We start from the raw sequence: 22959 nt of genomic DNA on the forward strand, positions 1-22959 counted from the left end.
ATTGACGAAGCGTGTTTGTCCGTGCATCGGAACCGATACTGATTCGAGACGCCGCGCCACTCGCGAGCCATCAGCGTGAATCCAGCTGCCGCGAGGTAGCCACGGACTTGCGCTAAATGTTTATCATCCATTGCCATGAAACACGCGTGACGCCTACCAGACGATCTTCAACGATCGTTAATCATCGAAATACAACGATCCACATAAGGTGATTACATCAATTTTCGCAGTAAAAAATCTTAATTACCTAACTTCAATTAAATTTCGCTTCGTGATCGGTAGTCGATCCGTCGGCGTGCTTTCCGTCGGCTGCCCTTTCCCCGCGAGATATCGATAAACAAGGTACTTTTTGTCTGTCTCATAGCCTTCGTTGGGGATAATCACCAACATCTCCTGACGCCCAACGTACAGCCACCGAGGCAACGATTTTTCCGCGAAATAGATACGCTCTTCAACATGCGTCTTTGGGTTCTGTCGGATTGCGACTCCCTTTAGATAGGGTGACCCATAGTCCAGTGCAAAAACGAGGGTTTTATCGACGCACTTCGACAAGACAATGCGGCCAACAAAATCAGTATCTGGCATATCGAGAAATGCGTGCTCGGTTTTTCCCCGCACCTGCACGAACAGTGAATCCCCATCCACTCCATGTGATTTCGCCATAAGGGTAATGCGACTCCCGTCCTCTAAGGGGCACGAAATTATCGAGCGCAAAGCACCGCCGTCACTGATGGTCGGTGTTCCGCCGACTGCTGCAGTTGCGATCCATAAAAGGCTGAGAGCAAGAATTCTCATTTAACCTTCACCATGTCGCGAAGCACCTGCATTGAGTCAGGATCGGCAGCGAGCTTCTTTGCAGCCGCACTGATTTTCTGGTAATAAATGCCATTACTGACGCCCCGGTACTTTTTGTACGCGTCCTCGATGGAACTAGACTGATCGATCCAGTACTGCATGTACTCCGTACCGATCTGTATGTTTGTAGCCTCATCAAATATAGCAGGGCTATCATGCAGAGCAGCCCCTTCACTAAAAGCCTGCTTTGTCTGTGCGTCGCTAGGCATGTGCCCGCCACGCTCCTTCTGCTTCCGATATTTATAAACTTGCTGGACACCGCGAAGCTGCATTTGCATGAGCCCTCTCGCATCGTGAGAAGCACCAGCTTGCGCGTCGAATCGAGATTCCATGTATATCTGACAAATGACCAAATTCTCGTCAAGAGACGATCGATTGTTTGCCTCAACAAGCTTACGTATTTCACGGAGTCTCGCCGAATCGTCCACTGGCACCCCAACCGGGTCGGTCTCTGATCTCGGAGTCGCTGCCGCCTTCTGTGTTTGAATGACCTTCTTACCCGTCATAGATCACGATCCCAGTTTGGATTCAGTGGCGTGTGCTCTTCAAATACATCAATAGTGGCAATCACTGCACTTTTTGCATATATCTTCTCAGTGTAGCCGTTCGCATCAGTGCGCCCCTCAATTTCGTCCCCGTCATCCGTTACGATTCTGTAGAGCACATCCTGAAGCGGTCGCCCTGTATGTTTATCTTTTAATAAAAAATGTTGATCGTATGAAGAATCACCGAAGTATCTTCCTTGAGGCGTATACCCCATCGCCTCAAGCTCAGATGAACCGAATTCTACAAACGCGGTTCTCTGCGATGCTATCAAGCGAGGAGGCGGATTGCATTTGCAGATACAGAGATCATTTTCCAATGCGACTTGCTTACCCATCAAACCCATCGGACGATTCGGTCCGATGTTGCGAATTGACCCCACCGACGAGCATGATTGGCAATTTATCTTGGCATCCTGGTAGGCAAAAGGTTGGCCATTGACAGTAGATGCACGTTCACCTTGGGCGACAATGCCTCCCGCCGTCGTCTTGTCGCCAAGCATTATGAGATAGCGCCTCACACCAGATACCCTCACCAACGGTTCGAAATCGAAAAAATCAGCCAACCACTAGAATATACAATTACCAGTCTCTACCATGCGAGATTTTGACAACCAACAATAATGTAACCACGTCGCTTGTTTTTCCCCACCGCACTAAAGATTGTATTGGGAGGCGAATCCGTTTCGCCACTCAATTTTCGGATATCTCGAACTTCAAATTCGTCAAAATACCCATATCCCTCCGGATTTCCCTTTGGCACCGGGGTAAGTTTCAAAACTTTATTAAATTCGCCCAAGCGGTTCGGATTGGCACGAATGGCTACAAAGAATAATGTCGTACTTTCCGAAGAAAAAAATGCCTCGCTTACCTCGCGATTAAATACTCTAATTCCACGCGGAAGGCGATAGACAATTTTTCCATTATCACCCCCTCCCCTGATTACTTCCACCCCCAATGCCTCAAGCGATCTCCGTGGATCACTAGGGCCGCCGTCAAATTGCCCCCCACCGAAAACGTTAAGCGCGTCACTTCTACACATCACCGCCCCCTCCAACGCAATCCCGAGAGTTTCTCGAGATGAAATTATCTCTTGAGAATACGCAGCAGAGGAAATCAATACACACATCGGCACAACGCCGACAATCGCTTTTATCAGCCACCCAATCACGCCCGAACGCATAATTGCCTACCCTTGTTAATCAAGTTGCAACTCTACAAAAATCATACCATCCACGTAGTCCAATTATCCAGCCTACTCGTACTTGACGGTAATATGCATATGGGTATCATGCGGCTCAACCCAATGAAGCCATGGCGTGTAAACCTGATTGGCCTCCACCTCGCCATCACCACGCAACTCTTGATAAAGCTTAGCCATTTTTTGCCCCCCTGCACTGGTAGGGAATGGCTGTTGACGGTCAGCAGGACCGTGATTATGAATCACAAAGTCAATATTCTCAGAAGAGTCCACAATTTCCGTAACATCCACCCCCACTCCCATCTTGTGCAATCTGGAGCCGAGCATCGGCCGCCAGGAGCTCGATAAATCCACCGTACCGATATTAAGACGCCAAGCCGCCTTCAAAATCGCAGCAAACGCACGAGGTGAAGTTCGCTTCAGTGCCTGTTGCACCGTCGTTCTGGCGCTCGTGTTGATTGCGTTGGCGACCGCCCGTGCAGCAAACTTGAGAGTGATGCCCAACTCGGAAATCTGAACACTAAATGCATCCATGGAGCGAGAACCCGCTCCAGCGTTGTAAATGGACTGTAATGCCGTTGCCCAGTCAATGGTCACGCTCTGAGAAGCAGTGCCATTTTGACCAGAGCCACCAGAAATGGACCGGGACAATGTCTCAGGCGGGCATAGTCGCGTGATTTCATCCGTTGTAAATTCATGACTGATTTTCAGCCAAAGGTCACCATTCAAATATCCGAAATACTCGGTAGTCGACCCAGGTTTAGCGACTATGGCATTTTCTTCTGGAGTACTTCCAAGATTATTTTCAGCAGAAAATCTATCCTGCAAGTCCGTTCTCATCTCATATATATGCACCTTGCTATGTGCGACTTCTGGGACGGTCCATGGAAACAATTTAAAATTCCGATGTGACTCGTAAGCATCATTGGCAATGTGCAAAGCAATACGCTTTACGTCATTTGGAATGTTGATCGGTGGGAATGTGTGCACCTTACGACTACCATCATGCAATCCACTAGACTGTGTCGGAGGACCAAGATTATAGGTCTTAAGATGACTTCCTGCGTAAGGATAAATTACCTTCCCCGAGTCAGCATCGACTAATACGCACGGTAGATTAGTAAGATAGGACGCTGAATCGGTAACCCCAGTATGTGTCGCATCTTGACCATACAAGGCTGTGTACATTGGATTATGGCCACCATCATCACGTGGCGCGCAATAAATAATAAAAGTAACCTTCCGAGTCGGACATTGCGCGTCTTGTGTCGGTTGATTCGAACCACACACCATCGTACTCACAGGAGTAACGTTAGAGTTTGCCATATTTTATCTGCTTGATTGATTGTTATCCAGACTAGCAATCGCGAGGATCGTCAACATGCCCATCGCCATCCGGGCTAGAGTCATGTGGATGCAGGTGGACATTTTGAGGACTAGCCAGCCATACCCGCTGAGTTTGCCCATTTTCGTCTGTATGACCATACCAAGTCGGGCCATTTTCGGCTTCCAAGCGATAAGGGTAATTTGGCAGAATAGCGCCGCCCTTGTCTCTCACAGTAAATTGAGCGCTATATGGCTTCACCCCTGGCAAATCAGGTAATGGGACACGCATTGACGCTGCGCCTGGCAAGCTCCATTGAGCGCATTTCTCCCAGATTTGCCCGGTGGTGGCGTTCTCAATACCCTGCGATGTAATTCGAATGTATGACCCGCCAACACCGAACCATATTTCCTTAGACGCATTCAAAATAATTTTTCCGTCGGTACTAGTGACGGTTAGGTCTTTGAGCGCCGCCAATGACATCTCATCGCTCTGAGCTTGGATTTTCACTTTCCCAGCAGCGGCAATCAGCTTCATCCCCGCGTTCTGAACAAATAGGCTCAACTTGTCCCTAACGCTGGCGACTAACGATTTTCCAGCCGCAAAATGAGTACTTTGACCGCTGACTAAATTAACGTGTTGCGTTGCGGATAGATGTACAGAGTCCTGCGTCGATATTGCTACTCCTGACGGGCTACCGAACAGCATGAGAGGAGATTTGAAAGCTTTAGCACTTCCTTGCCCACCTCCGGCGGTTCGCCCACCGGATGCTGATGCGTCAACGGTATGCTGGGTGTGGTCCGTAAACTGTTTCAACGCCTTACAACCCGGTGTCAGCGCTTCCGCATGATGCGTCGTGCTCGCATCCGAAAGCGACTCGATAATACTTTCAGCGGTGATAAGTTGCTCTTGGGTTTCTTGCGTGTGAAGCGGTTGGCTGTTCGCTGACTTCGGATGCGTCGTAACGTACAGCCCCTGTGCGGCGCGTACGGCACCGTAAGAATCGGTCCTCAAATCGAAGCCGCTCCCAAGATATGAGCCGCGTGAGTTGCCGTTCTGGTCGATCAGATATCCCAGGTGCAGCAAACTGTTTCCCGTACTGCTGAACAATTTGGCGCGATTTTGCCCCGTTGCATCGTCAAGGACCATTTCGTTATAGCCGGCTCCCGCATATTCCTTCGATCGGTAACCCGACAGAATGCCGTTGCTATGCCATTGCGGCTGAACACTACCGTTGTAGACACGATGCAGGACGATAGGCCTATCACAATCTCCGCCTATGTAGCCAACTAGGACCTCCTCACCGACTCTCGGAACGTGCACGCTTCCGTAGCCGCCGCCTGTGTCTGACTGCGCGACTCTCATCCAGCACGAGGCATTTGCGTTAGCCGAGTTCTGTCGGTCCCAAACGAACATGACCTTTACACGGTTCAGTCCGTCCGTGTACACCTCTTCGCCCTGCGGCCCGACGACGATTGCCGTCTCCAACTCCATCGTTGGCTTCTTGTGCTCGAACGGGTTCCTATACGGAACCGTCACGCGCTGTGCCTCCACTTCGACCAGATAAAAACCGGCCGAGCCGTCTTCGTGAGTGACGACCTCTCCCGTTTGTTCGAACTTCGCCTGCGCTAGTTCGCTCTGCAAGCTATAAGGAAAGTTCGCTTCGTGATTCGATAACGGCAGGTTGTTCTCAACGTACCGGCGCACTTTGATCGCAGCGAATTCGCGCTGCCCGGCTTGATCATGATCGTGCTCAGGATGGCCAGTTAGCATGAACCGACGGCCGGCATCGATAGCCCGAACACCTCCGATACCAAAGAATCGCTTTGCCCTCGACTCCCATTCTTCTAGGTGAATCTTCGAAAGATGCTCACCGCGATCCTGGTTCAAATACGTGTAGGCGCCGGTATATTCGTAGACTTCAGTCTGCTCCGGCAAATTTCCCTGACCGTCCATCGTCGGCAACGTCGTACCTTTCGGATTGACCGGAGAGGACGGCGCCTTATAGTCGAACGTGCGCGTTGTGTACACGGTACTCTGCAACGTCCGCGACCCCGCCCATTGCGTAAACGCGCCCGTTTCGCTACTTGTGCCTGACCTGGAGAACGCGATCTGTTTGGGCAAGACCTCATCAAGCGAGTAAATGTCGTCGGTCACGATGAACCTATGCGACTTCCCCTCGTTGTCCTGACGCCAGAAACCGAACAACCCCTCCTCCTCCATCAATCGATGGACAAAATTCCAATCGGTCTCGCTCTGACGACAATAAGAGCGCGCGGGCAGCGGCTTCAGCAAGGCAAATTCAAACTGGCCTCGCGCTTGTGGATGCGCATTGAATACATCCGTGATGACGGCGTCGACGCTCGTGTCCTGCCAGTACCGCATATCGCTGCGGAATTTGAGGAAATGCATCCATGAAGCGAAAGCCAACTGGTAACTTGAAAGACTTCCGTCAGCACCAAGTCTGCGAGCTGTATGGATGTATCCGTTGATCGGTAAATAAGACTTGTTCGCTTGCTGCAACCAAAGGGTCATCGGCTGAGCAATCAACGTTTTGAGCTCAATATCGCCTGCTGTGGATACCATGTCGAGCGTGACACTGAAGTCACGGCCAAGCTCGGAATAAGTCACGGCTCGGCGCGGAACAAGCGCGTTCTCCGGCAGCGATGGGATGCTCGTCTTGAGCAGGCGATCGTGCTGGATCAGGCCGCCACGGATCGCCTGAGCCACTTCGGTCATGTTCATTCGTTATCCATCTTCTTGTTTTTTGCAAGCCCGCAATGGCCCGCGCTCTCACGGGAACGGCTTCCCCGTTATATCACCGCAATCTTAGCGGCGTCGGCAGGTCATGAGAATGTACCTTGATCGTGAAAACAACAATATGGTCTGACAAAAATTCATACACTCGTCTGCGAGGAGGTCAGACTTAATGTGGGTAGCGCCACCATTTATTACATATTCAACACCATTATCTTTCATATATATTACTAAATTGCAGGTGCAGTCGAGTGTCCGTGCAATCATGATTCCGGCGGCCACACTGGACAGATGCTAGTGATGCGGGGGCTCGCGTTCGGGCGCGATCGGCGACAGTAAATCGTTAGTTAGAAATTCGCTGAGTCGCGCTTGAGCATCAGCAATGACGTAGGACGGGGAATTCAGCAATTGTTCATCGCGGAAGATGAGCACCTTCTGGATCGCGGCCATGCCATCGGTCGTAGTCGAGAATTTGCCTTCAGCCTTGCCGCGGACGGCACAATCATGAAGTGCCGCTTCAGCAACCCGAAACACGCCCAGATGGGTTCCCCCCAACGTCGCTTCGTGAACGTAGTAGTACGCACAAATAGACGGCGCACTGAGCCACGGCAGAACCGTCGCCCTCGCCGGTCACGAGGGTATGGAATGCCATGTGATGTTCGACGGATTTCCGGCGAGCGACTGATGCCGCGAGAGGTAACAACATCTCTCTCGTCATCGGTCGCCGGGAGCGCGGTGGTCGCCGTTTGGTCATAGAGAGCGGTAAGGCGTTATGGGGAGAACGATCGCGCAGGCACTCCTACCGCACCGAAGATGAGGGTGACTCCGACAGCCGGGCCGGCGATCCCGTGCGGGGTTCTTCGTCGTCACACAGCAAATTTGTACCAGCGTCCCTCGCGGAGAGGCCCTCCAAGCAGGACCATGGGACTCGGTCAGGGTATAAAAGTGCAGCCAAGATCGTAGCGGCGGCTATAGTGTTTGTTGAGGTGTTATAGCCGGTCGCGGCCACAATCGGCTCAACTCAGCCACACGGAAAATGTCGTAGCCTATCGACCACACCAAATTTTGCCCGCTGCTCATCATATCTTGACCGTACTCGGAAAATACCGGATTGATATACGCAGTGAGAAGCACGCCATCGAGTTTCCACAGGTCGTGGTCGAAAACATCATTGAGGCAAAGCGTTTGAGCGACCCTCATCAATACCGTCAACGTTTTGTTGGGGCGCTCGATAAAATCGGAGAATTGGGAATACTCGTTTGCGCGTCGCTCATCGTGACTATCGAACCTGTGTAATGTTCAAGCAGAAACTGCAAGAGTTCCGAGGAGAGTGCTTCGGCGGTTGTTCGTCGAGGGTCACCGATCTTGTATAGTCCCGGCGACGCCGCCATCCAACCCCGCCGCGTGGTATGCAAGGGGTTGCCCATTAGCCGTATATACGGGCTCTCCCTGGATTACGACATCATCTGCAGTTGTAGTATCGCCCAAAACGATATGTCTACGCCTCACCTCTTAGACTCCCATCAACTATTCGAAATCGACATAAAACCAGTCAAGTTCCGCAGCTAGTCGTCTTATTGAGCTGAGGCGTCGCAAGCTATCCGGTTGGGCACGCTCGCACGGAAAACCTTTGTCAGAAAAGCATGATCGGGCGCCTCCTGCCCGGGGCACGTCGTTTCTAAATTTCTAATTTCTACTTTCACGGTGCCTTCCAACCGACATACACCATCTGGTCGCGCAACCGGAATCCGCAGGCGGCGGACCGCGTCGGCCTGATTCGTGAACACAAGTGCGCCCGATCGTTGCGAACGATCCGGGAGCCGTTTCGCCGAGTCATCATCCTCCGCGAACCAAATGTCGGAGCCGATAGCCTCGTCATCGTAGTCGACCGCGTACTGCCCCGAGAGCGTAATAGCCCGCTTCAGGCGAATTGCGTGGCATCCTGCTCCTTCGACGTCCTGCGCCGCACCGATCGTCGGCAAGCTCAATACACCGAGTCCGAACAGCAGTGCACCTAATCCGCATGCGCGCTTCACGATTTGACTCGCGTTAATAAATTTCCGGATCATTTGCAGTAATGGGCAGGTGGTCTTTGTGGAGTTTTTCATTGGGTGTCTGGCCTTTATTCATGCCATTTTTGACAATCCGATCCTTCAACGATGTCAACTTCGATACGGCATGTACGAACTCGAAACGAACCGTCGCAAACAAAGCGCTGCAATCGACCGCTCCTACACCGCCTTTCCAACGTGCCCCCACGCTTTCCCATCGTCGCCGCCTTTCACCCCGCGCACGAATCTTGCGAGAACACGCGATAATATCCGTGACCAACCCGCAACCGAGCATGAAAAACAACGTTCTCAAGACCGCCCTGTTCGGCGCGCTGCTCGCATTCGGCGCGTCCGGCGCCGCGTCGGCCAAGTCGCTCGACGACGCGCTCGACTGCCATTCGAACGGCCACAAGTTCGTCGCGCCGCTGCTTACGGCCGGTGACATCCAGTCGGAGCCGATGCACGTCGAAGCGAATTCGGTAAACGCGTTCCGCACGAACCATCCGCTGACCGCCTACGGCTTCGGCGTCTACGTCGTGCTTGGCTACCAGGCGAACGATCCGATTTTCCAGCCGGGCGACGGCACGCCGATCGGCGACTGGGCATATGGCGTCGTGGTACGCGGCACGAAAAGCGCTGTCGAACAGGCCGTCCGCAAGGCCGGCAGCGACGCGACCGTCAAGCAGGCGTTCCCGTTCCTGACCGCGATCGTGTGCTCGGACTGAGCGCGCCGCGCCGGTGCCGGAGCCGTTCCCGGGAGGGCGTCTCGTTACGCGCCCGTATAAACCACGCGATACGGAATGCCGACCTTCTCCCACTCGGCCGCTTCCTGGCTGAGGCTGTAGTCGGTCAGCGGGTTCTGCTCGACCCACGCGCTCGGCAGGCGCACTTCATACCCGCCCTTCTTCATCTGCGACACGGAAATGTCCGGCAGCCCGGCATCGGTCCGGCGCCGGCACAGCAGCGCCGCGAGCCGCAGGCAGAACAGCAGCGGCCATTCGACGTCGCGCGCCTGCGACAGCTTGCCGAGCTTGCCCGCGTGCCCGAGCACGAGCGCGGCAAGGCGCGCCTGGTCGGTGCGCGAAAAACCCGGCATGTCGGCGTTGCTCGCGATATAGGCCGAGTGCTTGTGATACGAACTGTGCGAGATCGACAGCCCGATCTCATGCAACGCGGCGGCCCAGCCGAGGAACATCCGGGCCTCCTCGCGCGCTTCGTCGTCGGCTTCCTCGAGCTCGTCGTAGAACCGCACCGCAAGCGCACCAATGCGTTCGGCCTGCGCGCGATCGACGCCGTAGCGGCGCGTGAAGCCCTCGACGGTCACCGCGCGCATGTCCTCGTGCTGGGTCCGGCCGAGCAGGTCGTACAGCACCCCGAGACGCAGCGCGCCGTCGGTGGTATCGACATAGTCGACACCCAGTTCCTCGAATACCGCGAGCATGATCGCGAGGCCACCGGCGAGCACCGGCACGCGATCGGGCTTCAGTGCGATCAGCTTCAGCCGGTTCACGTTCTCGGACTTGATCAGCGCGCGCTTCAGGCGTTCGAGCCCGCCGCGCGAAATGCCATGCGTGATGCCCGCGTCGTTGAAGCCGTTCGCCTCGACGAGTTCCGCGAGCGCACGCGCGGTGCCCGACGAGCCGATCGCCTGGTCCCATCCGGCCTTCTTGTACTCGCTGGAAATGATCTGGATCTCGCGCTTGGCCGCGAGTTCGGCCTGCCGCATCGTGTATTCGTCGACGTTGCCGGCCGGAAAGAACGCACGGCTGTGGCTCACGCAGCCGATGTAGAGGCTCTCCATCACGATCGGCGTGTAGTGCGAGCCGATGATGAATTCGGTCGAGCCGCCGCCGATGTCGACGACGAGCCGCTTGCCGGCGCTCGCCGGCACCGAATGCGCGGCACCCGCATAGATCAGGCGCGCCTCTTCGCGGCCCGCGATCACTTCGATCGGAAAACCGAGCGCCGCTTCGGCCTCGCCGAGGAATTCGCCCGCGTTCTTCGCGACGCGCAGCGTGTTGGTCGCCACCGCACGCACATGATCGGGGTGGAAATCGCGCAGGCGCTCGCCAAACCGCTTGAGCGCCTCCCAGCCACGCTCCTGCGACGCGCGATCGAGCATCTTGTCGCTCGACAGGCCCGCGGCCAGCCGAACGGGCTCGCGCAGCGCATCGACGGGATAGATCTGACTGCCCGCCGGCGTTTCCTCGACGCGCCCGACAATCAGCCGGAAGCTGTTCGAGCCGAGATCGACGGCAGCCAGCAAGTGGGGGGATGTAACCATCAGAAGGGGGCTCCGTGCGCGTTCGCCCGCGGCAGCCGCTCCGGCCACGCTGGACGATCAATCAAAGGCGACATTTTAAGCGTGGAACGCTTGCCGTTGCCACGCTTCACGGGCATGTACACGGGGAGATTGTATATGGCCAAAACATTTATGAGACGAAACGGTTCCGGCGTAGAATTTCCCGATATAAATACACAATCGTCATCAGCACGTCATCGTATCGTGAGAGTTTCCGAGCGTCCTTTCGAATCATCGCCCGAATCATCCCCTACTCTGCCGATGTCCGTCCGTTATCCGCTTCTCAATCGTGAACTCGGCATCCTCGGTTTCAACGAGCGCGTGCTGGCCCAGGCTGCCGACCCGCAAGTTCCGTTGCTCGAGCGCCTGCGCTTCATCTGCATCACCAGCAGCAATCTCGACGAATTCTTCGAAGTCCGGATGGCCGGCCTTCAGGAACAGATCCGCGACAACCCCGGCGCCCTGACGCCCGACGGCATGTCGTTACAGCACGCTTACGACCTCGTCGTCGAGCGCGCGCAGCGGCTCGTGCATCGCCAGTACACGATGTTGCATGAAACCGTGCTGCCGGCGCTCGAACAGGAAGGCATCTACTTCCACGCAAGCGACACGTGGAACGACGAGCAGCTCGAATGGGCGCGCCGCTACTTCCTCGACGAACTGCTGCCGGTGCTGACGCCGATCGGCCTCGATCCCGCGCACCCGTTCCCGCGCGTGCTGAACAAGAGCCTGAACTTCGTCGTCGAGCTCGAAGGCCGCGACGCGTTCGGCCGCCAGGCGGTGATGGGCATCGTGCAGGCGCCGCGCGCGCTGCCGCGCGTCGTGCGCATGCCGCAGGCACTGTCGGGCTTCGAGCACGGCTTCGTGCTGCTCAGCACGTTCATGCAGCGCTTCGTCGGCGAACTGTTCCCGCAACTCGTCGTGAAGAGCTGCAACCAGTTCCGCATCACGCGCAACAGCGAACTGTTCGTCGACGAAGACGAAATCACCAACCTGCGCGTCGCGCTGCAGGGCGAACTGCCCGCGCGCCACCTCGGCAACGCGGTGCGGCTCGAAGTGTCGGCCGACACGCCGGCACATATCGTGCGCCGCCTGCTCGAGGAAAGCCTGCTCGGCGAGAAGGACTGCTATCGCGTAGCCGGCTCCGTGAACCTCGTGCGGCTGATGCAGATCCCCGATCTCGTCGATCGCCCCGACCTGAAGTTCGCGCCGTTCGGCGCATCGATCCCGCCCGCGATCGCCAACGCACCGGCGATGTTCGACGCGATCGACGACGGCGACATCCTGCTGCACCACCCGTACGAAAGTTTCCAGCCGGTGCTCGAACTGCTGCAGCAGGCCGCGAAGGACCCGAGCGTCGTCGCGATCAAGCAGACGATCTACCGCACCGGCACCGATTCGCCGCTGATGGACGCGCTGATGGCAGCCGCGCGCAACGGCAAGGAAGTGACCGTCGTCGTCGAGTTGCTCGCACGCTTCGACGAGGAGACCAACATCAACTGGGCGTCGCAGCTCGAAGCCGTCGGCGCGCATGTGGTGTATGGCGTGGTCGGTCACAAGTGCCACGCGAAGATGATGCTGATCGTGCGCCGCGTCGTGCAGGGCGGCAAGGCGACGCTGCGCCGCTACGTGCACCTCGGCACCGGCAACTATCACCCGCGCACCGCCCGCCTCTACACCGACTTCGGGCTGATGACGGCCGACCAGAAGATCTGCGAGGACGTCCACCACGTCTTCCAGCAACTGACCGGAATCGGCGGCGAGCTGACGCTGCACGAGCTGTGGCAGTCGCCGTTCACGCTGCATCCGCGCATCATCGAATCGATCCGCGCGGAGATCGACAATGCGCGCGCCGGCAAGCGCGCGCGCGTGGTCGCGAAGATGAACGCGCTGCTGGAGCCGACGGTGATCGCCGCGCTGTACGAAGCGTCGCAGGCCGGCGTCAAGGTCGACCTGATCGTGCGCGGCGTGTGCGCGCTGAAGCCGGGCGTGCCGGGGCTGTCGGAAAACATCACGGTGCGCTCGATCGTCGGACGCTTCCTCGAACACCACCGCATCTACTATTTCCACGCGGACGGCGCCGAGGAAGTCTATCTGTCGAGCGCGGACTGGATGGACCGCAACCTGTTCCGCCGCGTCGAAGTCGCATTCCCGATCCGCGAGCGCAAGCTCAAACGCCGCGTGATCGCCGAAGGGCTGTCGGTTTGCCTCGGCGACAACCAGTCGGCGTGGCTCATGCAAAGCGACGGCCACTATCGGCGCCGTCGCGCGGGCAAGACGCTGCGCAACGCGCAACTCGGGCTGCTCGCGAAGTTCTGTTCGTAGGCAGGCGCCGCGCATTAAACGAAAAAGGCACAGCTCATGCGGGCTGTGCCTTTTTCGTTTCAGTCGTGCGCGGATGCGATGCACACGAACCGTGTCACACGATCACGCGCTCAAGCTTCGAACGCTGCCGGCCGGATCGCGATGATCCGCGACGCCGGGAAGCGCGCGGTGAACGTGCTGCCGCGCCCTTCCTCGCTCTGCACATACAGGTGCGAGTCGTGCCGCTGCAGCACGTGCTTGACGATCGCGAGGCCGAGCCCCGTGCCGCCCGTATCGCGCGAGCGGCTGCGGTCGACGCGATAGAAGCGCTCCGTCAGCCGCGGCAGGTCGGCGGCCGGAATGCCGAAACCACTGTCGGTGACGGAAAACACGCCGTGCGCGCCCTCGCGCCGCCACGACACGAATATCTTGCCGCCGTCCGGCGTATAGCGGATCGCATTGGTGACGAGATTCGCGAACGCGCTGAACACTTCGGTCTGGGCGCCCGTGACGCCGAGCGTCTCGTCGATCGTGAACGTGATCTCGTGATGCCCGTTCGACAGCGTCTGCGCATCTTCCTTCAGATGGTCGAACACGGCACGCATGTCGATCGCGTGATCGACCGGCGGCCTGCTTTCGCCCTCGAGCTTCGCGAGCACCAGCAGGTCGGTGACGATGTGCCGCATCCGCGACGCCTGCTGCTCCATCATCTCGAGATAGCGCGCGCGATCTTCCTCGTTCAGCGGCAGCTCGCGCATCGTCTCGAGAAAACCCGACAGCACGGTGAGCGGCGTCTTCAGTTCGTGCGACACGTTCGCGACGAAGTCGCGGCGCATCGCGTCGGTCCGCTCGAGCTCCGTGATGTCCTGCGTGAGCAGCAGCTTGCGGTTCTCGCCGTACGGAAACACCTGCACCTCCAGCACGTTCTGCCGCGAGTCGCCCATCCCGCGCATCACGAGCGTTTCGTCGTAGTGCTGCGCGTTCAGGTAGCGGACGAATTCCGGATGACGCACCAGGTTCGTGATGTGCTGGCGCAGGTCGCGTTTCGCATCGAGGCCGAAATGCACCTCGGCTATCGCGTTGCACCACTCGATCTGGTCATGGTCGTCGAGCATCGCGACGCCGTTCGGCGACGCCTGGATCGCCTGGATGAAGCGCGAATGCTGCTGCTCGACCTGCCGCACCTGCGCATGCCACTGCTTCGCGAGCTTGTGCAGCCGGTAATAGATTTCACCCCAGATGCCCGGTGCGCTCGGCACCTCGCCGTAGACGGGCGCATCGAGCAGACGCCACAGGCGTTGCGTATGGAAGGTGCTGAAGAAGCCCTGCGCGACCAGCATCACGGCCGCGAACCCGCAGGCCGCGGTCGGGCCGGCGAACACGCCGACCAATACGCTGATCAGCACGAGCAGCACGAGCGACACGAGAAAGCGCGCCCAGATGATGTTCATGATTCAGCGCCCGAAAGAATGAACGGCATGCCGTGGCACACAGCATGCGCCGATACGTTACGCGTGCTTGGCGAGCCGGTAGCCGCTGCCGCGCACGGTCTCGATCATCGCATCGCAGCCGGCCGGTTTCAAGGCCGCGCGCAATCGTTTGATGTGCACGTCGACAGTGCGCTCCTCGACGAATACGTGATCGCCCCACACCTGGTCGAGCAGTTGCGTGCGACTGTGCACGCGCTCCGGATGCGTCATGAAGAAATGCAGCAGGCGGAATTCGGTCGGGCCGAGATCGAGCTTGATCTCGCTGCCGTCGCCGTGCGCGGCGACCCGATGCGTGGCCGGATCGAGGCGCAGCCCGTTGATCGACACGACGTCCTCGGTCAGCTGCGGCGCGCGGCGGCGCAGCACGGCCTTGATACGCGCCATCAGTTCCTTCGGCGAGAACGGCTTGGTCACATAGTCGTCCGCGCCGATCTCGAGGCCGAGCACCTTGTCCTGCTCGTCGCCACGCGCGGTCAGCATGATGATCGGGATGTGCTTGGTCCGTTCGTTGTTGCGCAGGTCGCGCGCGAACGCGATGCCGGACTTGCCCGGCAGCATCCAGTCGAGCAGCACGAGATCGGGCAGCACATCGCTGATCAGGTTCTGCGCCTGCTCCGCGTTGTATGCGCGGATCGGGCAGTGACCGGCGTGCTGGAGATTCACCGAGATCAGTTCGGAAATCGCGGGCTCATCTTCAACGACGAGAATGTTGCTGGGCATCGGCACCTCTGTTCTTCCTGTACGTGGTCGCGTTAACTGTTGGCTTCACGGTCGAGCGTGTCGCGCGGCTGATGCCGCACGTCCGTGCCCTTCACGATGTAGATGATGAATTCCGCGATGTTCTTCGCGTGGTCGCCGATCCGCTCGATCGCCTTTGCGATGAACAGGTATTCGAGACCGACCGAGATCGTGCGCGGATCTTCCTGCATGTACGACACGAGCTTGCGCACGAACGCCCGGAATTCAAGGTCGATTTCCTTGTCGTCCTTGACGATCTGCGCGGCGGCCACCGTATCGAGGCGCGCGAATGCATCGAGCGCGCGGCGCAGGATCGTCACGGCCATCTCGCCCGACACCTTGATCTCGGCGATGTTCACCGTGCGCGCGGCCGGTTCGTCGACCAGGCGGCGCACGCGCTTCGCGATCTTCTCGGCCTCGTCGCCGGCGCGCTCGAGGTTCGTAATCGTTTTCGAAATCGACATCAGAAGGCGCAGGTCGCGCGCGGCGGGCTGTCTCCGCGCGATGATGTTGCCGCACTCCTGGTCGATGTCGACTTCCATCGCGTTCAGCGTTTCCTCGGCCGTGATCACCTTCTCGGCCGCGTCGCGGTCGAATTCGTTCAGCGCATGCATCGCGCCGACGATCTGCGACTCGACGAGTCCGCCCATTTCCAGCACTTTCGACGACACGGCATTCAGGTCCGCGTCGAACTGGCTCGACAGATGTTTATCCGACATGGTTGTTGTTCTCCGTCATCAGCCGAAACGGCCAGTGATGTAGTCTTCCGTTTCCTTGCGCACCGGCTTGATGAAGATCTTTTCGGTTTCGCCGAATTCGATCAGCTCGCCCAGGTACATGTAGGCCGTGAAGTCCGAGCAGCGCGCGGCCTGCTGCATGTTGTGCGTGACGATCACGACCGTGTAGTCGCTCTTCAGCTCCGCGATCAGCTCCTCGATGCGGCCCGTCGAGATCGGGTCGAGCGCCGAGCACGGCTCGTCGAGCAGCAGCACTTCCGGACGGATCGCGATGCCGCGCGCGATGCACAGACGCTGCTGCTGGCCGCCGGACAGCCCGTAGCCGCTCTGGCCCAGCTTGTCCTTCACTTCGTTCCACAGCGCGGCCTTCGACAGCGCCCACTCGACGCGGTCGTCCATCTCCGAGCGCGTGAGCTTTTCGAACATCTTCACGCCGAACGCGATGTTGTCGTAGATCGACATCGGGAACGGGGTCGGCTTCTGGAACACCATGCCGATCCGCGCGCGCAGCAGCGAGATGTCGCGCTTGGTGGTCAGCAGGTTCTCGCCGTCCATCAGGATTTCGCCTTCGGCGCGCTGCTCCGGATAGAGCGCGTACATCTTGTTGAACGTGCGCAGGAGCGTCGACTTGCCGCAGCCCGACGGGCCGATGAACGCCGTCACCTTCCCTTCGGGAATGCGCAGGTTGATGTTCTTCAGCGCATGGAACTTGTTGTAGAAAAAGTTGAGGTTGTTGACCTCGATCTTCGCGTTCAGCGGCGCCAGCGGACTGCCATGCACCGCGTCGTGCGTGCCGGCGGGCGCAGCGGTGCGCTCGACGGAATTCAGGTGGCTTTCTGCCATATTCATCGGATCGCTCCGCCGTTACTTTTGCGAGAAGATCGAGCGCGCCAGGACGTTGAGTCCGAGCACCCCGAGCGTAATCAGGAACACGCCCGCCCATGCGAGCGACTGCCATTCGGCGAACGGGCTCATCGCGAACTTGTAGATCGTGACGGGCAGGTTCGCCATCGGCTGGCTCATGTCCCACGAGAAGAACTGGTTCGACAGCGCCGTGAACAATAGCGGCGCCGTTTCGCCGGCGATCCGCGCGATCGCGAGCAGCACGCCCGTCACGATCCCGCCGACCGACGCGCGCAGCGTGATCTTCAGCACCATGCGCCACTTCGGCGTGCCGAGCGCGACGGCCGCTTCACGCAGTGCGTTCGGCACGAGCTTCAGCATGTTCTCGGTCGTGCGGATCACGATCGGAATCTGCAGCAGCGCGAGCGCAATCACGCCCGCCCAGCCCGAAAAGCGCCCCGACTTCGCGACGACGATCGCGTACACGAACAGGCCGATGACGATCGACGGCGCCGACAGCAGGATGTCGTTGATGAAGCGGATCGTGCTCGCGAGCAGGTTCTTCTGGCCGTATTCGGCGAGATAGACGCCCGCGAGGATGCCGATCGGCGTGCCGACCAGCGTGCCGAAACCGCACAGCAGCAGGCTGCCGACGATCGCGTTCGCCAGACCGCCGCCTTCCGTGTTCGGCGCCGGCGTCGATTCGGTGAACAACTGCAGCGACAGGCCGCCGACGCCGAGGTGCACGGTCGTGTAGACAATCCACACGAGCCACAGCAGGCCGAATGCCATCGCGCCGAGCGACGCGGTGAGCGCGATCGCGTTGGTGACCTTGCGCCTGCGTTGCAGGCGGTTGCGCATCGCGTCGAGCGCGGCGCCGTTCGGCCCGGGGAAATTCATGATGGGCTCGCTCATTTCTTGCCCTCTCCCTTCTCGAGACGAAGCAGCAGCAGTTTGGAGACGGACAGCACGATGAACGTGATCACGAACAGGATCAGGCCCAGCTCCATCAGCGCGGACGTATGCAGGCCCGGTTGCGCTTCCGCGAATTCGTTCGCGAGCGCCGACGTGATGCTGTTGCCCGGCGCGAACAGCGACACGCTGTCGAGCAGGTTCGTGTTGCCGATCACGAAGGTCACGGCCATCGTTTCGCCGAGCGCGCGGCCAAGGCCGAGCATCACGCCGCCGATCACGCCGGTCTTCGTATAGGGCAGCACGACCTTCCACATCACTTCCCACGTCGTGCAGCCGATCCCGTACGCCGATTCCTTCAGCAGCACGGGCGTGACTTCGAACACGTCGCGCATCACCGACGCGATGTACGGGATGATCATGATCGCGAGGATCACGCCGGCCGCGAGGATGCCGATGCCGATCGGCGCGCCGGCCGTCAGCGGACCGAGCACCCACACGTCCTTGAAGACGCGGCCGATCGGCTTCTGGAAGTATTCGGCGAAGATCGGCGCGAACACGAGCAGGCCCCACATGCCGTACACGATCGACGGAATCGCGGCGAGCAGCTCGATCGCGATGCCGAGCGGGCGGCGCAGCCACACGGGCGACAGCTCGGTGAGGAACAGCGCGATGCCGAAGCTGACCGGCACCGCGATCACGAGAGCGATGATCGACGTCACGAGCGTGCCGTAGATCGGCACGAGTGCGCCGTAGACATCCGAGTTCGGATCCCACTCGGATTGAAACAGGAAGCCGAGGCCGAACTTCTGGATGGTCGGCAGCGACGCAATGATCAGGGAAACGATGATCCCGCCCAGCAGCAGCAGGGTTACGATCGCGGCAAGCCGTGCGAGGCCGCCGAACAGAACGTCGCCGAGACGGCTCGGCGCGCGTTGCGACGCGGCGTCGGCGGACCGGGAGGACGTGTAGGAAATTTCAGACATGGGTGCCTGTTCTGGATCGCCGGGCGCCGTGACGCCCGGCCTTACCGCACACACTGCCCGACCGGCACGGCCGGGCAGTGAACCGCTGCAATGCTTACTCCGCGGCGACCGGCTTGCCCGATGCGTCCGTGACCTTCGTCTTCCACTGCTTGCGGATTTCCGCCTCGACTGCCGGCGGCAGCGAGATGTAGTCGAGGCTGTCAGCCGCCTTCTCGCCGTTCTTGAACGCCCAGCTGAAGAACTTCAGCGTTTCGGCGCCCTGCTCCGGCTTGTCCTGCTTCGCGTGCAGCAGCACGAACGTCGCGCCGACGACCGGCCATGCTTCCTTGCCCGGCTGGTTCGTCAGGATCTGGTAGAACGACTTCGACCAGTTCGCGCCGGCCGCAGCGGCCTTGAACGTTTCCGTCTTCGGCTCGACCACCGTGCCCGTCGAATTCTTCAGCGCGGTGTAGATCATGTTGTTCTTCTTCGCGTACGCCCACTCGACGTAGCCGACTGCGCCCGGCAGGCGCTGCACGAAGGCCGCGACGCCGTCGTTACCCTTGCCGCCCGTGCCCGTCGGCCAGTTGACCGTCGTGCCTTCGCCGACCTTCGACTTCCACTCGTCGTTCACCTTGGACAGGTAGTTCGTCCAGATGAAGCTCGTGCCCGAGCCGTCAGCGCGGCGAACGACCGCGATGTCCGTGTCCGGCAGCTTGACCTTCGGGTTCAGTGCGGCGATCGCCGGGTCGTTCCACTTCTTGATCTTGCCGAGGTAGATGTCGCCGAGCACCGGGCCCGACAGCGTCAGTTCACCGGCCTTCACGCCCGGCACGTTGATGACCGGCACCACGCCGCCGACCACCGTCGGGAACTGGAACAGGCCTTCCTTCGCGAGCTCTTCATCCTTCAGCGGAGCGTCCGAACCGGCAAAATCGACCGTCTTCGCGTTGATCTGCTTCAGACCGCCCGACGAACCGATACCCTGGTAGTTCACCTTCGCGCCGCCGGACTGCTGGTAGTCGGCAGCCCATTTCGTATAGATCGGCATGGCGAACGTGCTACCTGCGCCCGTGATGTCGGCAGCGTGCGCGGCAACGGCGAAAAACGCGCCAGCCAGGCCGGCAATCGCGGTTTGCATCAATTTCATGAGACCTCCAGTGTGTGAGCGGATGACTACGGCACCGCGAAGGTTAGGGGCTCCTCATGACGTTAATGTGACAATCGATGAAACTGGCGTGACAGTAACATGACTGGTTGAAAGGGTGTAGCCGGCCTTGTGCGAGGGGCCGCGGAGGCAACGCGCGGCGGGGATGACGGCAAGAATTGCCGGTCAGGCAGGGACAGCAGGGGCACCGTTTTGACCGGGGTGCGCATGCGATCATGTCGCGGCGAAAACAGGTGGCCGTGCCCTGCTCTGCATACTACTTCTGCTCAGGGTCGGATGATTTCTTCTGTCAGATGAAATCCGCGCCGAAGCCCCTTCTATTTAATAGCGCAAACCTTTGCGTCTGATGAATTGCGGCGCCCGAAGGCGCCGCAGGTCGACTCATCGCAGTGGCAGACGCGCACTCGGCCGGAGGAGCGTCGCGCGCCGTCGCCGGTTCGGCTCAGCTCGTCGCCATCCGCACCGCGTCGGCGATCGCTTCCGCGTGGCGGGTCGCGTCGGCCGCATGCTGCGCCTCGACCATCACGCGCAGCACGGGCTCGGTGCCCGACGCGCGGATCAGCACGCGGCCGCTGCCGGCGAGCGCGCTTTCGGCTGCGTCGATCGCCGTGCGAATCGATGCGCTGCCCTTCCAGTCCGCGCCCGGCTTCATCCGCACATTGATCAGCTTCTGCGGGAACAGCGTGACGCCGTCCAGCATCTGCGCGAGCGTGCGGTCGCTGCGCTTGAGCGCGGCGAGCACGAGCAGCGCAGACACGATGCCGTCGCCGGTCGAATGGCGGTCGAGCGACAGGATGTGGCCCGAGCCTTCCGCGCCGAGCTGCCAGCCGCGTTCGCGCAGCTGCTCGAGCACGTAGCGATCACCGACCGCCGCGCGCACGAACGGCACGCCCTCGCGCTGCAACGCGACCTCGACCGCGAGGTTCGTCATCAGCGTGCCCACCGCGCCGTCGACCTTGCCGGCCGTCGCGATCCGGTCCTTCACGAGCACGTAGAGCAGCTCGTCGCCGTTGAACAGCCGGCCCGTCGAATCGACGACCTGCAGGCGGTCCGCGTCGCCGTCGAGCGCGATGCCGAGGTCCGCATGGTTCGCACGCACCGCGCGCACGAGTGCATCGGGCGCCGTCGCGCCGACACCGTCATTGATGTTGAAGCCGTTCGGCGCGACGCCGATCGGGATCACGTCCGCGCCGAGTTCGTGGAACACGTGCGGCGCGATCTGGTACGCGGCGCCGTGCGCGCAATCGATCACGAGCTTCAGCCCGCGCAGGTCGTATGCGGCCGGGAACGTGCTCTTGCAGAACTCGATGTAGCGGCCGGCCGCGTCTTCGAGGCGGCGCGCCTTGCCCAGCCGGTCCGACGATGCGCATTCGAGCGGCTTGTCGAGCCACGCTTCGATCGCGGCTTCGGTGTCGTCGGGCAGCTTGTTGCCGTCCGCGGAGAAGAACTTGATGCCGTTGTCCTGATACGGATTGTGCGATGCGCTGATCACGACGCCGGCCGACAGGCGCAGCGCGCGCGTCAGGTACGCGACGCCCGGCGTCGGCATCGGACCGGCCAGCATCACGTCCACGCCGGCCGCCGAGAAACCGGCCTCGAGTGCGGCCTCGAGCATGTAGCCCGACACGCGCGTGTCCTTGCCGATCAGCACCGTCGGACGCGCACCCGCCGCGACGTCGGCCGTGCCGGCCAGTACCTTGCCGGCCGCATAGCCGAGACGCAACACGAAATCAGGCGTGATGGGCGCCTCGCCTACCGTGCCGCGAATGCCGTCCGTGCCGAAATATCGACGTCCCATGGCGAATCTTCCTCCTTCGTCTTTCTGAGTTCTGACTTATCGTTGCCGCGCGGCTTCGCGCACGGCGTTCCAGACCTTCAGCGCGTCGACCGTCGCCGCGACGTCGTGCACGCGCACGATCGCGGCGCCGCGCCCGACTGCGCACAGCGCGGCCGCCACGCTCGCCGCGACGCGTTCCATCGGCGGCTTGTCGCCGATCACCGCGCCGAGCATCGACTTGCGCGACATGCCCGCGAGAATCGGGTACGCGCGCCCGTCGGGCCGCGCGGGCGCCGTGTCCGCCAATGCGGCCAGCAGCGCGTAGTTGTCGTCGACCACCGCCTTGCCGAACCCGAAGCCCGGATCGACGCAGATCCGCTCCGGCGCGATGCCCGCGTCGCGCAGCGCCTGCGCGCGCTCGGCGAGAAAGTCGCGCACGTCGGTCACGACGTCGCCGTAGTCGGGCTCGCCGACCTGCATCGTCTGCGGCTCGCCGAGCATGTGCATCGCGCACAGCCCGCTGTTGCCGTCGCGGACCGCGTCGATCGCACCCGGCTGGCGAAACCCCCAGATGTCGTTGATCAGGTCGGCGCCGGCCGCGAGCGCCGCGCGCATCACGGCCGGCTTGTAGGTGTCGATCGACAGCGGCACGTTCAGCGGCCGCAGCGCTTCGACGAGCGGGATCACGCGCGCGAGCTCCTCGTCGAGCGGCACGGGCGGCGCGCCGGGACGCGTCGACTCACCGCCGATGTCGATCAGGTCGACGCCTTCGGCGATCATCCGCTCGGCCTGGCGCAGCGCATCGTCGCGCGCGAGGAAGCGGCCGCCGTCGGAAAACGAATCGGGGGTCGCGTTGAGGATGCCCATCACGAGCGGGCGTTCGAACGTCAGCGAGAAACGGCCGCACTGGAGCGGCGCGGGAATGAACGCGGAAGCAGCGGAATCGGACACGGGCGGGAGGCGTTGATGAATGCAAAACGGGCCGGTGTGAAG

At 60.1% G+C, this 22959-nt stretch carries 20 protein-coding genes; 2 read left to right on the forward strand and 18 right to left on the reverse strand.

Features of this window, described 5'->3' with window-relative positions:
- Positions 1-243: 243 nt before the first annotated feature.
- From ACVK00_RS16905 to ACVK00_RS16940, 8 genes are all read right to left on the reverse strand, one after another.
- On the reverse strand, positions 244-795 hold the full coding sequence (locus tag ACVK00_RS16905; RefSeq protein ID WP_284897961.1) for a hypothetical protein: 552 nt from the start codon (positions 793-795) through the stop codon (positions 244-246).
- On the reverse strand, positions 792-1361 hold the full coding sequence (locus ACVK00_RS16910) for a transglycosylase SLT domain-containing protein (protein ID WP_175714003.1): 570 nt from the start codon (positions 1359-1361) through the stop codon (positions 792-794). Before ACVK00_RS16910 ends, ACVK00_RS16905 begins: the two co-directional genes overlap by 4 nt.
- Positions 1358-1900 carry a PAAR domain-containing protein gene (locus ACVK00_RS16915; RefSeq protein ID WP_284897958.1) on the reverse strand — a complete coding sequence of 181 codons (543 nt, stop codon included), beginning with the start codon at positions 1898-1900 and terminating at the stop codon, positions 1358-1360. The genes ACVK00_RS16910 and ACVK00_RS16915 overlap by 4 nt, the downstream gene beginning before the upstream one ends.
- Before the next feature lie 89 nt (positions 1901-1989).
- Positions 1990-2568: a hypothetical protein gene (locus ACVK00_RS16920; RefSeq protein WP_284897957.1), complete on the reverse strand. Its 579-nt coding sequence runs from the start codon at positions 2566-2568 to the stop codon at positions 1990-1992.
- A gap of 84 nt (positions 2569-2652) precedes the next feature.
- Positions 2653-3924, reverse strand: coding sequence for a hypothetical protein (locus tag ACVK00_RS16925; protein WP_284897955.1), 1272 nt, complete (start codon positions 3922-3924; stop codon positions 2653-2655).
- A 31-nt stretch (positions 3925-3955) separates the two neighbouring features.
- Entirely contained in the window at positions 3956-6667 is a 2712-nt protein-coding gene (locus ACVK00_RS16930; protein ID WP_284897953.1) for a type VI secretion system Vgr family protein, read from the reverse strand.
- Between the two features lie 306 nt (positions 6668-6973).
- Positions 6974-7234 carry a hypothetical protein gene (locus tag ACVK00_RS16935; protein WP_284897951.1) on the reverse strand — a complete coding sequence of 87 codons (261 nt, stop codon included), beginning with the start codon at positions 7232-7234 and terminating at the stop codon, positions 6974-6976.
- A 1019-nt stretch (positions 7235-8253) separates the two neighbouring features.
- Complete coding sequence (locus ACVK00_RS16940; RefSeq protein WP_284897950.1) at positions 8254-8787, reverse strand: hypothetical protein; 534 nt, start codon at positions 8785-8787, stop codon at positions 8254-8256.
- A gap of 236 nt (positions 8788-9023) precedes the next feature.
- Between ACVK00_RS16940 and ACVK00_RS16945 the strand changes: the two genes are divergently transcribed.
- Positions 9024-9455, forward strand: coding sequence for a hypothetical protein (locus tag ACVK00_RS16945; protein ID WP_166722304.1), 432 nt, complete (start codon positions 9024-9026; stop codon positions 9453-9455).
- Between the two features lie 44 nt (positions 9456-9499).
- On the opposite strand, the gene ppx is transcribed toward ACVK00_RS16945, so the two are convergent.
- A complete protein-coding gene (gene ppx, locus ACVK00_RS16950; RefSeq protein ID WP_228907282.1) occupies positions 9500-11014 on the reverse strand; it encodes an exopolyphosphatase in 1515 nt (504 codons plus the stop codon).
- Between the two features lie 279 nt (positions 11015-11293).
- Between ppx and ppk1 the strand changes: the two genes are divergently transcribed.
- Complete coding sequence (ppk1, locus tag ACVK00_RS16955) at positions 11294-13357, forward strand: polyphosphate kinase 1 (protein WP_284897947.1); 2064 nt, start codon at positions 11294-11296, stop codon at positions 13355-13357.
- A gap of 110 nt (positions 13358-13467) precedes the next feature.
- On the opposite strand, the gene phoR is transcribed toward ppk1, so the two are convergent.
- The 9 genes from phoR to folP all read right to left on the reverse strand — a co-directional run bounded on the left by phoR (position 13468) and on the right by folP (position 22917).
- Positions 13468-14787: a phosphate regulon sensor histidine kinase PhoR gene (gene phoR / locus ACVK00_RS16960; RefSeq protein ID WP_228907281.1), complete on the reverse strand. Its 1320-nt coding sequence runs from the start codon at positions 14785-14787 to the stop codon at positions 13468-13470.
- 57 nt (positions 14788-14844) lie between these two features.
- Positions 14845-15546: a phosphate regulon transcriptional regulator PhoB gene (gene phoB, locus ACVK00_RS16965; protein ID WP_006750313.1), complete on the reverse strand. Its 702-nt coding sequence runs from the start codon at positions 15544-15546 to the stop codon at positions 14845-14847.
- Between the two features lie 32 nt (positions 15547-15578).
- Complete coding sequence (gene phoU / locus ACVK00_RS16970) at positions 15579-16283, reverse strand: phosphate signaling complex protein PhoU (protein WP_166722308.1); 705 nt, start codon at positions 16281-16283, stop codon at positions 15579-15581.
- A gap of 18 nt (positions 16284-16301) precedes the next feature.
- The gene (pstB, locus tag ACVK00_RS16975; RefSeq protein ID WP_228907280.1) at positions 16302-17150 is read right to left on the reverse strand and encodes a phosphate ABC transporter ATP-binding protein PstB; all 849 of its coding nucleotides are present in this window, start codon (positions 17148-17150) and stop codon (positions 16302-16304) included.
- A 15-nt stretch (positions 17151-17165) separates the two neighbouring features.
- A complete protein-coding gene (gene pstA, locus ACVK00_RS16980; RefSeq protein ID WP_228907279.1) occupies positions 17166-18059 on the reverse strand; it encodes a phosphate ABC transporter permease PstA in 894 nt (297 codons plus the stop codon).
- On the reverse strand, positions 18056-19042 hold the full coding sequence (gene pstC / locus ACVK00_RS16985; RefSeq protein WP_228907278.1) for a phosphate ABC transporter permease PstC: 987 nt from the start codon (positions 19040-19042) through the stop codon (positions 18056-18058). Before pstC ends, pstA begins: the two co-directional genes overlap by 4 nt.
- 94 nt (positions 19043-19136) lie before the next feature.
- Positions 19137-20171 (reverse strand): phosphate ABC transporter substrate-binding protein PstS, encoded by a 1035-nt coding sequence (pstS, locus tag ACVK00_RS16990; protein WP_228907277.1) that lies wholly within the window; start codon positions 20169-20171, stop codon positions 19137-19139.
- 460 nt (positions 20172-20631) lie between these two features.
- Positions 20632-21987 (reverse strand): phosphoglucosamine mutase, encoded by a 1356-nt coding sequence (glmM, locus tag ACVK00_RS16995; RefSeq protein WP_166722311.1) that lies wholly within the window; start codon positions 21985-21987, stop codon positions 20632-20634.
- Between the two features lie 36 nt (positions 21988-22023).
- On the reverse strand, positions 22024-22917 hold the full coding sequence (gene folP, locus ACVK00_RS17000; protein ID WP_435521218.1) for a dihydropteroate synthase: 894 nt from the start codon (positions 22915-22917) through the stop codon (positions 22024-22026).
- Positions 22918-22959 lie beyond the last annotated feature (42 nt).

Source organism: Burkholderia sp. PvR073, from assembly GCF_054055695.1.

Coding starts and splice junctions, on each gene's coding strand:
- phoR (WP_228907281.1), bottom strand. CDS start 14,787: ATGAACATCATCTGGGCGCGCTTTCTCGTGTCGCTCGTGCTGCTCGTG.
- pstS (WP_228907277.1), bottom strand. CDS start 20,171: ATGAAATTGATGCAAACCGCGATTGCCGGCCTGGCTGGCGCGTTTTTC.
- pstC (WP_228907278.1), bottom strand. CDS start 19,042: ATGTCTGAAATTTCCTACACGTCCTCCCGGTCCGCCGACGCCGCGTCG.
- ACVK00_RS16925 (WP_284897955.1), bottom strand. CDS start 3,924: ATGGCAAACTCTAACGTTACTCCTGTGAGTACGATGGTGTGTGGTTCG.
- glmM (WP_166722311.1), bottom strand. CDS start 21,987: ATGGGACGTCGATATTTCGGCACGGACGGCATTCGCGGCACGGTAGGC.
- ACVK00_RS16940 (WP_284897950.1), bottom strand. CDS start 8,787: ATGAAAAACTCCACAAAGACCACCTGCCCATTACTGCAAATGATCCGG.
- phoB (WP_006750313.1), bottom strand. CDS start 15,546: ATGCCCAGCAACATTCTCGTCGTTGAAGATGAGCCCGCGATTTCCGAA.
- ACVK00_RS16930 (WP_284897953.1), bottom strand. CDS start 6,667: ATGAACATGACCGAAGTGGCTCAGGCGATCCGTGGCGGCCTGATCCAG.
- phoU (WP_166722308.1), bottom strand. CDS start 16,283: ATGTCGGATAAACATCTGTCGAGCCAGTTCGACGCGGACCTGAATGCC.
- ppk1 (WP_284897947.1), top strand. CDS start 11,294: ATGTCCGTCCGTTATCCGCTTCTCAATCGTGAACTCGGCATCCTCGGT.
- ACVK00_RS16945 (WP_166722304.1), top strand. CDS start 9,024: ATGAAAAACAACGTTCTCAAGACCGCCCTGTTCGGCGCGCTGCTCGCA.
- ACVK00_RS16915 (WP_284897958.1), bottom strand. CDS start 1,900: ATGCTTGGCGACAAGACGACGGCGGGAGGCATTGTCGCCCAAGGTGAA.
- ACVK00_RS16905 (WP_284897961.1), bottom strand. CDS start 795: ATGAGAATTCTTGCTCTCAGCCTTTTATGGATCGCAACTGCAGCAGTC.
- ppx (WP_228907282.1), bottom strand. CDS start 11,014: ATGGTTACATCCCCCCACTTGCTGGCTGCCGTCGATCTCGGCTCGAAC.
- ACVK00_RS16910 (WP_175714003.1), bottom strand. CDS start 1,361: ATGACGGGTAAGAAGGTCATTCAAACACAGAAGGCGGCAGCGACTCCG.
- pstB (WP_228907280.1), bottom strand. CDS start 17,150: ATGAATATGGCAGAAAGCCACCTGAATTCCGTCGAGCGCACCGCTGCG.
- pstA (WP_228907279.1), bottom strand. CDS start 18,059: ATGAGCGAGCCCATCATGAATTTCCCCGGGCCGAACGGCGCCGCGCTC.